The organism is Actinoplanes sp. NBRC 101535 (genome assembly GCF_030269225.1).
In the GTDB taxonomy this organism is placed as follows: Bacteria; Actinomycetota; Actinomycetes; order Mycobacteriales; family Micromonosporaceae; genus Actinoplanes; species Actinoplanes rectilineatus.
In genome coordinates this window covers 179,016-191,779 of sequence record NZ_BSSY01000019.1, presented here as the reverse complement: position 1 = coordinate 191,779, position 12,764 = coordinate 179,016, and the positions used below count along the sequence as shown (strand labels likewise).

Genomic DNA, 12,764 nt, shown 5'->3' with positions numbered 1-12,764 from the left:
CGGGGATCATCCACCCGTTCGCCGTCGCCACCGCCGGCGGCGGCCGGGCCCTGCTGGTCTCGGGCCGGGCGATCCGCGCCGAACACCGCATGCATCTGGCCGACACGAAAGCCCGCCGCAAAGCCACGGCGAAACGTGCACCGGCGCGCGGGCAGCGCGGGTCACGGCGGTGGCGCAAGGCCCGGCGCCGGGCCCGGCTCGTCGAGGGCCGTCACCGCCGCCGGGTCCGGCAGGCCCTGCACGAAGCCGCCGCCATGGTCGTCGGCTGGGCCGTCGACAACCGGATCGGAACATTGGCCGTCGGTGACCCGCGTGGTGTCCTCGACCTGCCCGCCGGACGGCGTCACAACCTACGGCTACGGCAGTGGCAGATCGGCCGGACCCTGCGGATCCTGCAGGACAAGGCCGCCCTCGCCGGGATCCGGGTCCATCTGGTCGACGAACGCGGCACCTCGTCCACCTGCCCGCACTGCCGCACACGCATCACCAAACCGAAGGGCAGGGTCATGACCTGCCCCCACTGCATGTTCACCGGACACCGCGACCTCGCCGCGGCGTCCACCATCGCCACCCGCACCCCGGGAGGCGCGACCACCACCCCACCACACAGCACCACAGATGGGGTGGTCACGCACCGTCGAGCCGGACGACACCTCCCCGGTGTCCGCACGGCACGGCGTGACCCCCGACGCCCACCAGCGCCTACAGGGTCAAATGGCCGGCGGAGGCCCGCCCCACCACCACAGGAGGGGAGTCGCTCGCACACACCCGTGCGCGAGGATCCACAACGCAAACCGACACCCACCCGGTGAACGCTCGTGGACACCGCACTAACCTGGCTCGGTGCGTTCACCGATCATGGTTGTCGCCTGTGCCGCGGCTGTTGTTGCCGTCGTGGGTGGGCTGTTCGAGAGTCCCTGGCTCGCCGGAGGTGGGTTCCTCGTGGCGGCCAGCGCTCTGGGCGTACACCCGGGGTTGATGAATGTCCTGGTGCCGCCGTTTCAGCGGTTGCTGCTGCGGGTGATTCTCGGGCTGGCGGCGGTGGCGGTGGGGATCCGCGCGTCCGGGTGGTGGGTGTGGCAGTCGCGGTCGGTGGCGCTCACCGGGCCGGAACTGCTGACGTTGACCACCGACGCGGACTACCTGCAGTGGTCGGTGCTGCGGGCGCTGTTCGTGGCGGGGGCGCTGCTGCTGGCCGCGGCGCTGGCGGTGCTCGCGGTGGCGCTGACGGTCCGTGCGGCGCCGGCCCGCCAGCGGATCGCGGCGTGCGCGGCGGCGGGGCTGGTCGGGCTGGCGATCCCGGCCTGGTCCGCGATGCAGGACCTGCTGCTGCTCCAGCGGTCGGCGGCGCTGTTCCTCACCCTGCCGGCGGGCAGCGGCACGGCGGTGGGTACGAGCGACGGCCCGTTCCCGGAGACCGCTCTGATGCTCGCCCTGCTGCTGGTCGGCACCGGGCTGACCGTGCTGGCGAGCGCCCACCTCAGCCGGCGGACGGAGGACTGAGAACCGGCGGGATCGGCCAGGGCACTCCGGTCTCGGCGTCCCAGCGCAGGATCGTGCCGCCGTCCGAGCTGAACAGCACCGGGCGGCCGTCGAGCACCATCACGACCATGGTGTAGACGGACCGGCGGTGACCGCGCAGCGGCTCGCCGACCGGTTCACCGGTGGAGGCGTCGGTCCGCAGGATCTGCCGGCCGGCGGCGACCGCGTCGAAAGGATGCCCGTCGACGGTGTACCGGACGCGCTCGGCGAGGGCTTTGTACGGCGGTGGGGGAGTCCGCCAGGTGCGCCAAGCCCGGGTCAACCGGTGTAGCCCTGTCGGGGGCGGTTCCGGCGGCGGGGAGAGGTCGTCGCCGGTCGCCGGGTCCAGCACCAGCGCGCCGACGGTCAGACGGCCGTCGGCGACGCCGAGATCGCGATACCAGGGGGCGCGGAAGAACGGGCGAGCCTTGCCGCGCCACTCGAGCGGGAAGGCACCCGCGTAGTCCCCGCCGAGCAGTCGTTCCACCTCGTCGCGGACCTCCGGCACCCGGCGGGCGGCCTCCTCCAGCAGCGGGCGGCTCGCCTGAACCGCCGCGTGCAGGCCGTCCACCTTGGCGTCGAGGTCGGCGTCGGTGATGCCGACGGGTTCCAGGGGTGACCCCATGATCTCGCTGATCGCCTCGACGGCGGCGACCGCGTCGTCTGCCGCCATCCGGGCCAGGAACGGGATCAGCCGGGCGACTCCCGGCACGTACCCGCAGTCGGTTCCCCACTCGGTGTAGTGGTAGTCGGCGTCCTCGAGGAAGAGCTCGGCGATGTGCTCCGGGTACCAGCCCGCCCGCATGGCGCTGAGGACCTGGTCGCCGGTCGGCCGGTTGTAGGCGGTCGCCAGGATCTCGTCCCAGGGCACGTCCTCCGGATTCTCCACATGATCATTGTGGCAGGGCGGTGCTCGTGACACATGTGAATATCGATGGCATAGTTCGGCTATAGGGTTACCGGTATATCGCGATCACCCGGGGGTGCGCATGACCGGACAACTCCTCTTCGCGCTGGAGGTCGGCGGCGCTGCCGACGTCGCCACGCTGACCAGGGACGTCGCCGCCGCCGAAGCGGCCGGGTTCGTGCTGGTGACGATCGCCGACTCGCCGCTGCCACCGGACGGGGGACCGCCGCGGATCGAGGCCGGGGTCCGCGCGGCGTACCTGTCCCGGCGCACCTCCCGGATCGGGCTGGCGCCGACCCTGCACGCCACCGTGACCGAACCGTTCCACCTGGCCACCCAGCTCGCGTCGCTCGACCACGCCTCACTCGGCCGGGCCGCGTGGGTGGTCGGCGACGAGCACTCCGCGGACGCGTACGCCACGGTGGGGGAACCGGTTCTGACCGGTGATGACCTGCGCCGGGAGCTCGAGGACGTGATCGACGTGGCCCGCCGGCTGTGGGACTCGTGGGAGAGCGACGCGGTGATCCGGGACGTCGCCACCGGACGGTTCCTCGACGCCGACCGGGTACACCACGTGAACTTCACCGGCGCCCGGTTCTCGGTCGTCGGCCCGCTGATCACACCCCGCCCGCCGCAAGGTCAGGTCGTGGTGATCGGCGCGGACACCCTCGGCGTCACCAGCCGGCTCGACGTCGCGCTGGTCGGGCTCGACGACGTGGCGGTCCGCGCGGAGAAGGCCCGCGCCGAGGGGGCACCACTGGTCTTCGCCGACGTGCCGGAGCCGGACCCCGGCCTGCTCGACGAACTCGCCGGCGTGGTCGACGGCGTCCGCCTGCACACCACCGACGTCAGCGGGCTGATCGGGAGCGTCCGCCCGCGCCCCACCACCGGCGCCACGCTGCGGGAGCGGCTCGGCATGCGACAGGAGAACTGATGCTGCACCTGGGACTCTTCTTCGCCGGCGTCGGACCCCAGCTGATCTGGTCCGCGCCCGACTTCGCCCCGCACACCCACATCGACACGTTCGTGCGGACGGCGCAGACCCTCGAGCGCGGCCTGTTCGACGCGTTCTTCCTCGGGGACGGTCTACGCGTACGCGAGAACCGCGGAAGAATCCACGACCTGGACGTCGCCGGACGACCGGATGCGATCACCCAGCTCGCGGCCCTGGCGGCGGAGACCGGGAAGATCGGCCTGGTCGCGACGCAGAACACCACCTACCACTACCCGGCCGATCTGGCGCGCCGGCTGGCGAGTCTGGACGCGATCTCCGGCGGCCGCGCCGGCTGGAACATCGTGACCACGGACAATGCCTGGACCGGCGAGAACTTCCGGCACGGTGGGTGGTTGCCCCATGAGCGACGGTACGAACGTGCGCGCGCGTTCGTCGAGACGGCCCAGGCGTTGTGGGCCGGTGAGCCCGTCGACCGGCACACCGACCTGATCGACGTGACGGCTCCGCCGACGGTACCCGCGCGGCCGGTGCTGTTCCAGGCCGGCGACTCAGCCGGCGGCCGTGACCTGGCCGCACGCCACGCCGACGTGGTCTTCTCCGCCAACACCGACTTCGACAAGGCCATCGGGTACGCGGAAGATCTGCGTCGACGCCTGGCCGCCCACGGTCGCCGGCCGGACGCGGTGCGCATCCTCCCCGGCGCGCAGGTGATCCTCGGCGACACCCCGGAGGAGGCCCGCGAGAAGGCGGCGTGGATCCGTCGCGAACAGACCAACGGGCCCCGGGCGCTGGCCTTCCTGGAACAGTACTGGGGCAAGGATCTGTCCGGTTTTGATCCGGACGGACCGTTGCCGGACATCGAACCGTCGGACAGCGAACTGGACCCGTCCCGCGGCACCATCGCGATCGAGCACCGGACCGGCAAGCGGGAGCGGATCGCGGGCTGGCGCCGGCTGGCCGCCGACCGGGGGCTCTCGATCCGCGAACTGGTCATCGAGGTCACCCCGCAGCACAGCACGTTCGTCGGGACGCCGGGGCGGATCGCCGAGGAGTGGGCGAGGTACGACGAGGCCCGCGCGGTCGACGGCTTCAACATCCTGCCGCAGCTGCTGCCCGGGACGGTCGAGGACATCGTCGACAAGCTCGTCCCCGAGCTGCAGGAGCGGGGGTTGTACCGGACCGCGTACACCGGCTCGACGTTGCGCGAACACCTGGACCTGCCGTGACCGGGCGTTTCCTCGCCACGATCGCCGGGGCGGGCGGGCACCCCGGGCCGTACGAGCTGGCCCTCGACCCGGAACGCTCCACCCTCGACACCGCCCGGCTGGTCGCCGCGCGCGCCGAGGCGGCCCGGATCGACGCCCTGTTCGTGCCGGACCTGCTGGAGTTCGGCGCGCAGGGCACGATCGGCGCGCAGGAGCCGCTGGTCTTCGTGGCCGCGCTCTCCCAGGTCACCACGCACGCGGGACTGATCGCGACGGTCTCGACCACGTTCCACCACCCGTTCAACCTGGCCCGGATGTTCGGCACGCTCGACCACGTCAGCAACGGCCGGGCCGCGTGGAACCTGGTCACCTCGTCGATCGGCGAACGGAACTTCGGCGCGGGCGACCTGCCGTCGCCGGAGCAGCGGTACGCCCGCGCGGCCGAGACGCTCGACGTGGTGAACGCCCTGTGGGGCAGCTGGCGGCCGGGGGCGCTGCGCCCGGGGCCGGACGGTCGTGCGGTCCTCGACCCGGCGCTGATCCGGCCGATCGACCACACCGGCGACCACTTCACGATCGAGGGACCGCTCAACATCCCGCCCCTCCCGCAGGGGCGGCCGGTGCTGATCCAGTCCGGTCAGTCCGCCGCCGGCATCGCGCTGGGTGCCCGATACGCCGAGATCGTCTTCACCGCCCTGCCGAGTCTCGCCGACGCACACCGCTTCACCGGCGCGATCCGCTCGCAGGCCGCCGCACACGGGCGTACCGGGCTACCACTGATCTTCAGTTCCTTCCACGCGACGTACGGCGCCACCGAGGCGGAGGCGCAGCGGCTGGTCCGGGACCGGCTGGCGGCGATCGACTACGACGCCGGGCGCGCGCTGGTGGCGGACATGCTCGGCGGCGGCGTCGACCTGAGCGAGGCGAAACTCGACGACCCGCTGCCGTCGTCACTGCTGCCGGATCTGGCGTCGCTCAACCGGCGCCGCGGGCGGGCGGAGATCTTCAGCCGGCTGATCCGGGACGGGCGCACCCTGCGGGAACTCGTCCAGGCGGCGCAGGACACCGGGCACTGGTCGGTGGCCGGGACGCCGGAGCAGCTGGCCGACGCGGTCGAGGAACGGTTCCGGGCCGGGGTGCTGGACGTGCTGTCGCTCAACGGGCTGGCCGACGACCGGGAACACGACTTCGTGGTCAACGGGCTGCTGCCGGAGCTGCGGCGGCGCGGCATCGTGAAGCCGGACTACCGCGGAACCCTGCGCGAGAACCTCGGCCTCCCGGCTCTTCAGCCGGCCGCTGTCTCCATCTCTCAGTCCGCCACGATCTCCACCTCGAAGCCGGCTGCGTCCTCCAGGTAGGCGGCGTAGGAGTCCGGGCCGCCCGCGTGCGGATGCCGGTCGGCGAAGAGCAGGGTCCAGCCGTGGGCGGGCGCCGCAGCGGCGAGGGCGTCCACCTCGGCGCGGGTGCCGCCCCAGAACGCGACGTGGTTCATGCCGCTGCGGATCCGGTCGGTGTTGCCGCGTACGTGATCGGAACCGGACTCCAGCACCACGTAGGCGTCGCCCTGGCGCCAGCTCCGGCCGGTCGGCCAGGAACTGTCCAGGGTGTAGCCCAAGCGCGCGAGCAACCAGGGCCACGGGCCGTCGTCGTTCGTGGCGTCGTCGTGCCACAGTTCCAGGTGGTGCAGCTGTCCGCGCCGGCTCACGGGGTGCGCTCGCCGGTGTGGTGGTCGACGATCCTGGTCAGCAGGTGGACCAGCTGGTCGCGTTCGGCTGCGGACAGCGGCGCGCAGATCTCGTCCTGGATGCCGGCCAGGACCGTTTCCAGGGTGGCCAGGTGGCGTTCGCCCGCCGGGGTGAGCGTGACGATGTTGCGGCGGCGATCGTCCGGGTCCGGGGTGCGTTCGATCAGCCGCTGCGCGGTCATCTCGTTGAGGGCGGCGACCACGTCACTGCGGTCGATGCCGGTGGCCCGGCCGAGCGTGGCCTGGCTGGCCGGACCGGCGGCGGCGAGCGCGGCCAGCAGCCGGTAGTGGTAGCCGCGGGCGCCTGCGGTGGCGAATCCCTCGGCCAGCAGCCGGTGGCTGTGCATCGAGGCCTGGCCGATCAGCCAGCTCGGCACGTGGCGGAGCGTCGTCATGCCGATCAGCGTACCGGTCTTGTTGGTGCGACCAACGATCCGCTAGTGTTGGAGGTGCCAACATTGGTCGTACCAATGAAATGGGGTCTGCTGTGGAACTTGAATTGAGCGAGCTGGCATCCCGCCTGGTCCGGGTGCTCGACGAGAAGCGCTACGACGCGATGGCGTCGGTGTTCACCGAGGACGCCGTGGTCGCCACACCGACGGGGGAGGCGCGCGGGCTGGCGGCGCTGGTGGAGAAGGCACAGACGAACCGGCCGGACGGGGTGATGACGCAGAGCTTCCTCACCAACCAGCTGATCACCGTCGACGGGGCGACCGCGACCATCGACGCGAACCTGCTTGTCGTCTTCATCCGGGAGGGCGGCTCGTCGAACCTGTTCGGCGAGCGGTACCACCTGACGGCCGTCCGGACCGCGCACGGCTGGCGGATCTCCCGGGTCGGCGGCACCCCGCTGTGGGAGGCGCCGGTGCCCGACCTGAAACGACTCGTTCCCTAAGCGCCGTGCACGATGCGGGGCGCGGTCACATCCTCGTTGTCCACGAGGATGTCCGCGTTCTGCTGCGGCGAACACTCCTTGAAGTAGATGCGCTGGGCTCCGGCGTACCGCTGAAAGGCCGCATCCGAAGGATCCGGGCTGGACCCGTCGCGGATCGCCATCCGGCGCGCCGTCTCCGCGAAGGGCACGTCCAGGAAGACCGTCAGATCCCAGGTGCCGGCCAGTTCGGTGCGCTGCAGGAAGAGGCCGTCGACGATCAGGACACTCGCCGGGCCGGCGGTCCGCGGCTCCGGGGTGAGCAGTTCATCGGTAGCCAGGTCGTGGCCGGCGGGCCGGTATCGCCGCGAACCGCCCGGCGCGAACGGCTCCAGGACGAACTCGCGGAACCGCGGATAGTCGTAGGAGTCCTGCCAGAAACCCTCCGGGGAGTGCCGGCCCCGCCGGTAACGGACCGCCCGGACATGGTGGAAGTCGTCGAGCGAGATGCGGACGACCTCACGCCCGAGCGCGCGGACCGTCGTGGCCAGCGCGTCGGCGGCGACGGTCTTGCCGGAGCCGTCGGGGCCGTCGATCGCCACCAGGACAGGTGCCGTGCCCCGGGCGGCCGGGATGCGCCCGGCGATCGTGGCGAGGACGGCCTGCCGGCGCGGAGAGCTGATCACGGGTTCAGTGTGGCGGTGTCGGGACAGGCGGCGCCGGGGCACCCCGGCGCCGCCCGCCTTTCGAGATGTCAGGCCGACGCCGACTCGGACGGCGTGGGCGTCACCGACTCGGACGGGGTCGGGGACGGGGAACCGGACGGCGGCGGGCCGGACGGCGGGGGACCGCTCGGGCCTCCCGGACCGCCGGGGCCGCCCGGGCCGCCACCGCTGTCGTCGTCGCCGACCGACGTGTCCGACAGGTCCATGCCGATCGTGAAGCAGGCGGTCCAGCCGGCCCGCTGCCGCCGCGGCGCGAGCACCATCTGCGCCCCGGCCTCCTGGTAGATGCCGTCCGTGGCGTTGGTCGTGTCCGGGGTGCCCTTCGCCGCGTACGGGTCGGTCGCCAGGTAGGCCGCGTTGAACTCGTCGGTGAAGAAGAGTTGCGACGTGAACTCGTACGGGTTCCCGTCCGTCCCGGTCGTCCGGATCTTGATGTGGAAGTGCACGGTCCGGCCCATGTACCAGCCGGGCAGCACGGTGGTGAACCGCACCCGCCCCCGCGCGTCGCTGACCTGGTAGCCGCGCAGGAAGTCGTGGCCGACCGAGTCGTTGGCCGCGACGTCGGAGTAGACCCCGTAGGCGTCACAGTGCCAGATGTCGACGATGGCGCCCGGCAGTGCCGAGCACAGACCGTCGGCGATCTGCAGGACGTCGATGTCGAGGCTGAAGACCGTGCCGTCGGAGACCGTGCCGTCGGCCGTGTCGATCCGGATGTCCGAGCGTTCCAGGCCCTCGTCGACGTAGTAGGGACCCTCGGTCATCTCGGGTTTGACGACACAGTCGACCACGGTGGCGGTCGCCGTGCCGGCTTGTGCTGCGGTGCCGTTCCCGGCCAGGGCGACCGCGGCGCTCGCCCCGGCACCGGCCAGTCCGAGCACGGCGAGTGCCTGTCGCCGGCTCAGGACACGACCGACGGGTTCGTCGTCATCATGCATGGATGGATCCTCCTCGTGGGATGGGACCCGCCGACGCTAGATATCGATACTTGGAAATGCCTCGATGAAACCTGTCCGGGGCCTGTGGGCACCCTCTCTCCGGAAACCCGCTCTCCGGAAACCCGCGCGCTGAGCCCGCACCCGCGATCCTTCACGGGTACGGGCTCAGCCGGCCGCCAGAATCTTCCGCAGGAGGCCGAGATCGGTGGAGACCGCGTCGAGGTCCCGCTGGTAATCCTCATCGGTCATGCCAGGCTGGCGGCGTACGGTGAAAATCACCTCACTGCCGTCGCCGTGGGTGATGACCCGGACCGGCATGTAGACGGTCTCACCGGACGGTGTCACCACCTCGTGGTCGAGGACGCCGAAGTCGTTACGCGGCGCGAACGTGATCCGGGCGCGGCCCACCGGAGTGTCGACGAACCAGGCGCCGTCCTCCTGGGTGACCGTCCCGCCGAGGCCGGGCGCCCAGCTCGGCAGGTTGGTGGGATCGGAGACGAACGCGTAGACGTCCGCGACTGATCGGTCGATGAACACACTCAGGTGCCGGGATTCTGTCGACATCGGCCCATCATCGCAGCGGTACGCCGATCCCGCCGGACGCTGGCCCGATCAGCCGCGCCGCCCGTTCCCCGTCACCCTCCGTGGCGACTGCGCCGCCGTGGACCAGGGTTCGCTCAGGTAGGTGATCAGCGCGCATGCCCCGGCGCCCGCGCTGCGGCTCTGCACCGCGACCGGATCGCGGAGGGAGTCACGGGGCAGGTGGTCTGCGGTTGTGGGAGGTGTGGCGCGTACCCCCGAAGGAGAGTGACGGTCAGCCCTGGTCCTGCGGCCGCAGCAGGGGTGGGTGCAGCAACCTCGCCGGGCCTCGCCGGAAGAGCTGGGCTGGTCGGCCGCGGTCGCGGCTGGCGGTCTGGCCGGTGGGTTCGACGAAGCCGTCGGCGCCGGTGACCTTGCGGTGGAAGTTGCGGGGGTCGATCTGGACGTCCCACACCGACTCGTAGACGCCGCGCAGATCGGCCACGGTGAACACGGGTGGGCAGAAGGCGGCGGCCAGCGGCGTGTATTCCAGCTTGGAGCGTGCCCTCTCCACCCCGTCGTCGAGGATGTCGTCGTGATCGAAGGCCAGGCCGCCGTCGAGCAACTCGGAGTAGGGACGCCAGGCGGCTCCGGCCGCGTCGCCACCGGCGACCGGGGTCGGCAGGTCGGGGAGCAGGGCCAGATAGGCGACGGTCACCACCCGGCCCCGTGGATCTCGGAACGGGGAGCCGTAGGTGCCCAGCTGCTCCAGGTGGCCGGCCTGTGGGTCGAGCCCGGTCTCCTCGGTGAGCTCGCGGGCCGCGGCGTCGTCGAGATCCTCGTCGGGCAGGACGAATCCGCCGGGCAGCGCCCAGAAACCCTCGAAGGGCGGGATGCCGCGGCGGATGAGCAGCACCTGCAGGTCGCCGGCCCGGATGGTGAGCAGCACCAGGTCGACGGTGAGCAGCACCACGCTGTTCGTCATGTTGACGATAATAGCGCCCACGCTTTATCGTCGCCATGACGAAATTGAACGGTGAGAGGACGGCACGACATGGCTGACGTGACACGACGGCTGCACCTTCGCCACTTGCGGGCGGCGCCGACCAGCTGGGTCAGCCACACCGTCGGCGGCCAGGCGAAACGCGCCGGCACCGGCCTCTCCTTCTGGTACCGGCCGTTGACCGCGGTGCTGTCCGAGGTCCCGGTCGACGACCGTGAGCTGCCACTGCTCTTCCACGCCCGCACCGAGGACTTCGCCGACGTGACCGTGCAGGCCACGGTGACCTACCGGGTGAGCGACCCGGCCGCGGCGGCCTCCCGGCTGGACTTCTCCATCGACCCCTACAAGGGCGTCTGGCGCGGTCAGCCACTCGACCAGGTGGCCGGGCTGCTCGCCGAGCTGGCCCAGCAGCCCGCGCTCGACCTGCTGGCGCGCCTTCCGCTGGCCGAGGCGCTGACCACCGGCATCGCCCCGATCCGGCAGTCGGTCGCCGACGCGCTCGCCTCCGACCCGCGGCTCACCGAGACCGGCGTGTCAGTGGTCAGCGCCCGTGTCGTCGCGATCCGGCCGGAGCCCGATCTCGAGCGTGCGCTGCAGACGCCCACCCGCGAGGCGGTGCAGCAGGACGCCGACCGGGCCACCTACGCGCGCCGGGCACACGCCGTGCAGCAGGAGCAGGCCATCGCGGAGAACGAGTTGCAGAGCAAGATCGAGCTGGCCCGCCGCGAGCAGCAGCTGGTCGAGCAGCGCGGCGCCAACACCCGTCGCGAGGCCGAGCTGGATGCCGAGTCGCAGCTGGTGGCCGCGCGGGCCGACGCCGATCGGCAGGAGGTCGCGAGCGCCGCCGAGGCCGAGCGGGTGCGGCGCGCTGCGGCCGCCGAGGCTGACGCCGATCGGGTCCGCGATGAGGCCCGTGCCGCCGGCGCCCGTCTCGTCGGTCTCGCCGAGGCGGAGGCGGAGGCCGCTCGGCTGGCGGCCTACCGTGACCTCCCACCGGCCGTTCTGCAGGCGCTGGCCCTCAAGGAACTGGCCGGTCAGCTGCCCGCGATCAACGAGCTGACGGTCACCCCCGACATGATCAGCAAGCTGGTCGGGCGACTCGGGTGAGCACCCTCACTCCGCGCGTGGTGGTCGTGTCGCGGCGCAGCGAGCTCGACGAGCTGCTCGCCCGGCACGGCACCCGCGGCGCCGCGTCCTTCTTCCTGCGCGAGCGTGGCCGTGACCTGGACGAGGTGACCGCCCGCCACGAGGCGCTGACCGCGGCGTTGACGGCGGTCGGCGCGGCGGTTCCGGGCGACTGGCGGCGTGGTCACGTCGAGCGGGCCGACCTGCCACGGTTCCTGTTCGCCCCGGAGGACGTGGTGGTCGCCGTCGGGCAGGACGGCCTGGTGGCAAACGTGGCGAAATACCTGCACGGGCAGCCGGTGATCGGTGTCGACCCGGAGCCGGGACGTAACGCCGGCGTGCTGGTCCGGCACGAGGCCGGTGCGGTGGCGGGGCTGCTGCGGCGGCGCGACGGTGGACAGGAACGGACGATGGTGGTCGCCCGGCTCGACGACGGGCAGGAACTGTTCGGGCTCAACGAGATCTATGTCGGTCATGCCGGTCACCAGTCCGCCCGCTATGTGCTGACCAGCCCGGAGGGCGTCCGCGAGCGGCAGTCGTCGTCGGGGCTGATCGTCGGCACCGGCACGGGCGCCACCGGGTGGTGTGCCTCGATCGCCCGGGACCGCGCGGTCGCCCCGCCGATGCCGGGGCCCGCCGATCCGGCGGTCTGCTGGTATGTGCGGGAGGCCTGGCCGTCCCCGGCGACCGGAGTCGGTCAGGTCGCCGGGGTGATGCGGGCCGGGCAGGAGCTGGAGTTGAGCAGCGAGTCGGAACGGCTGGTGGCGTTCGCCGACGGTCTCGAGGCGGACGCGTTGCCGCTCACCTGGGGTCAGCGGATCCGGGTGGGCGTCGCCGACCGTCGTCTGCGGCTGCTGTGAAGCGGGTCTACGAAAGGAAGGTCGGGTGCGAGGCCAGGTAATCGGCGAGCAGGCGCGCGTGGTTGTTCGCAGTGTCGGGACCGCTGTGCAGCAGGGTCACCGTGGCGTGATCGGACTCCCGCTTGCGCAGGGCCGCGACCGCTTCGGGGTTGGCGTCGAGTTCGGCGCGGTACCGCCGGCTGAACTCGGTGAACTCGTCCGGGTTCTCCTGGGACCAGGCCCACAGTCCGCTGCTCGGGGCGGCGTCCTCGGCCCACAGGTCCAGCGCGGCCTGCTCCTCGGTGATGTCCTCGGGCCACCGCCGGTCGACCAGGACCCGGAACCCGTCGGATTCGCCTGCTTCGTCGTGGATTCGTTTCACCTGGAACGCCATGTCCGCATGCTACGGCGATCC

16 protein-coding genes are annotated in these 12,764 nt (G+C 71.9%); 8 read left to right on the top strand and 8 right to left on the bottom strand.

All coding sequences use genetic code 11. The features are described from left to right. A partial coding sequence (locus QSK32_RS37285) for a zinc ribbon domain-containing protein (RefSeq protein ID WP_285474605.1) occupies window positions 1-812 on the top strand: 812 nt, incomplete at its 5' end. 31 nt (window positions 813-843) lie between these two features. Next, the gene (locus QSK32_RS37280) at window positions 844-1,503 is read left to right on the top strand and encodes a hypothetical protein (RefSeq protein ID WP_285474604.1); all 660 of its coding nucleotides are present in this window, start codon (window positions 844-846) and stop codon (window positions 1,501-1,503) included. On the opposite strand, the gene QSK32_RS37275 is transcribed toward QSK32_RS37280, so the two are convergent. Next, window positions 1,481-2,410 (bottom strand): WD40 repeat domain-containing protein, encoded by a 930-nt coding sequence (locus QSK32_RS37275; RefSeq protein WP_285474603.1) that lies wholly within the window; start codon window positions 2,408-2,410, stop codon window positions 1,481-1,483. The two genes, QSK32_RS37280 and QSK32_RS37275, sit on opposite strands and share 23 nt — an antisense overlap. A gap of 100 nt (window positions 2,411-2,510) precedes the next feature. On the opposite strand from QSK32_RS37275, the gene QSK32_RS37270 reads away from it, so the two are divergent. The 3 genes from QSK32_RS37270 to QSK32_RS37260 are packed head-to-tail and all read left to right on the top strand — an operon-like array spanning window position 2,511 to window position 5,946. Then, window positions 2,511-3,362: an LLM class flavin-dependent oxidoreductase gene (locus QSK32_RS37270; protein WP_285474602.1), complete on the top strand. Its 852-nt coding sequence runs from the start codon at window positions 2,511-2,513 to the stop codon at window positions 3,360-3,362. Further along, the gene (locus tag QSK32_RS37265) at window positions 3,362-4,609 is read left to right on the top strand and encodes an LLM class flavin-dependent oxidoreductase (RefSeq protein WP_285474601.1); all 1,248 of its coding nucleotides are present in this window, start codon (window positions 3,362-3,364) and stop codon (window positions 4,607-4,609) included. Before QSK32_RS37270 ends, QSK32_RS37265 begins: the two co-directional genes overlap by 1 nt. Then, a complete protein-coding gene (locus QSK32_RS37260; RefSeq protein WP_285474600.1) occupies window positions 4,606-5,946 on the top strand; it encodes an NtaA/DmoA family FMN-dependent monooxygenase in 1,341 nt (446 codons plus the stop codon). The genes QSK32_RS37265 and QSK32_RS37260 overlap by 4 nt, the downstream gene beginning before the upstream one ends. Here QSK32_RS37260 and QSK32_RS37255 read toward each other — a convergent pair. Together QSK32_RS37255 and QSK32_RS37250 are read right to left on the bottom strand one after the other, a co-directional pair. Continuing rightward, window positions 5,898-6,293, bottom strand: coding sequence for a VOC family protein (locus QSK32_RS37255; protein ID WP_045748435.1), 396 nt, complete (start codon window positions 6,291-6,293; stop codon window positions 5,898-5,900). The genes QSK32_RS37260 and QSK32_RS37255 overlap by 49 nt on opposite strands. Beyond that, on the bottom strand, window positions 6,290-6,727 hold the full coding sequence (locus QSK32_RS37250; protein ID WP_045748434.1) for a MarR family winged helix-turn-helix transcriptional regulator: 438 nt from the start codon (window positions 6,725-6,727) through the stop codon (window positions 6,290-6,292). The genes QSK32_RS37255 and QSK32_RS37250 overlap by 4 nt, the downstream gene beginning before the upstream one ends. A 104-nt stretch (window positions 6,728-6,831) precedes the next feature. Here QSK32_RS37250 and QSK32_RS37245 point away from each other — a divergent pair, with 104 nt between their 5' ends. Further along, window positions 6,832-7,227: a nuclear transport factor 2 family protein gene (locus QSK32_RS37245; protein WP_285474599.1), complete on the top strand. Its 396-nt coding sequence runs from the start codon at window positions 6,832-6,834 to the stop codon at window positions 7,225-7,227. Here QSK32_RS37245 and QSK32_RS37240 read toward each other — a convergent pair. The 4 genes from QSK32_RS37240 to QSK32_RS37225 all read right to left on the bottom strand — a co-directional run bounded on the left by QSK32_RS37240 (window position 7,224) and on the right by QSK32_RS37225 (window position 10,367). After that, a complete protein-coding gene (locus QSK32_RS37240) occupies window positions 7,224-7,889 on the bottom strand; it encodes a nucleoside/nucleotide kinase family protein (protein ID WP_245674384.1) in 666 nt (221 codons plus the stop codon). The genes QSK32_RS37245 and QSK32_RS37240 overlap by 4 nt on opposite strands. Before the next feature lie 68 nt (window positions 7,890-7,957). After that, a complete protein-coding gene (locus tag QSK32_RS37235) occupies window positions 7,958-8,863 on the bottom strand; it encodes a dioxygenase family protein (RefSeq protein ID WP_285474598.1) in 906 nt (301 codons plus the stop codon). Between the two features lie 165 nt (window positions 8,864-9,028). After that, on the bottom strand, window positions 9,029-9,427 hold the full coding sequence (locus QSK32_RS37230; protein ID WP_045748050.1) for an SRPBCC family protein: 399 nt from the start codon (window positions 9,425-9,427) through the stop codon (window positions 9,029-9,031). Between the two features lie 250 nt (window positions 9,428-9,677). Then, entirely contained in the window at window positions 9,678-10,367 is a 690-nt protein-coding gene (locus tag QSK32_RS37225; protein WP_045748049.1) for an NUDIX hydrolase, read from the bottom strand. 69 nt (window positions 10,368-10,436) lie between these two features. On the opposite strand from QSK32_RS37225, the gene QSK32_RS37220 reads away from it, so the two are divergent. Then, window positions 10,437-11,492 carry an SPFH domain-containing protein gene (locus QSK32_RS37220; protein ID WP_045748048.1) on the top strand — a complete coding sequence of 352 codons (1,056 nt, stop codon included), beginning with the start codon at window positions 10,437-10,439 and terminating at the stop codon, window positions 11,490-11,492. After that, window positions 11,489-12,370 (top strand): NAD(+)/NADH kinase, encoded by an 882-nt coding sequence (locus QSK32_RS37215; protein ID WP_285474597.1) that lies wholly within the window; start codon window positions 11,489-11,491, stop codon window positions 12,368-12,370. Before QSK32_RS37220 ends, QSK32_RS37215 begins: the two co-directional genes overlap by 4 nt. Window positions 12,371-12,377: 7 nt before the next feature. On the opposite strand, the gene QSK32_RS37210 is transcribed toward QSK32_RS37215, so the two are convergent. Further along, on the bottom strand, window positions 12,378-12,743 hold the full coding sequence (locus tag QSK32_RS37210; protein WP_285474596.1) for a DUF488 domain-containing protein: 366 nt from the start codon (window positions 12,741-12,743) through the stop codon (window positions 12,378-12,380). Between the last annotated feature and the right edge of the window lie 21 nt (window positions 12,744-12,764).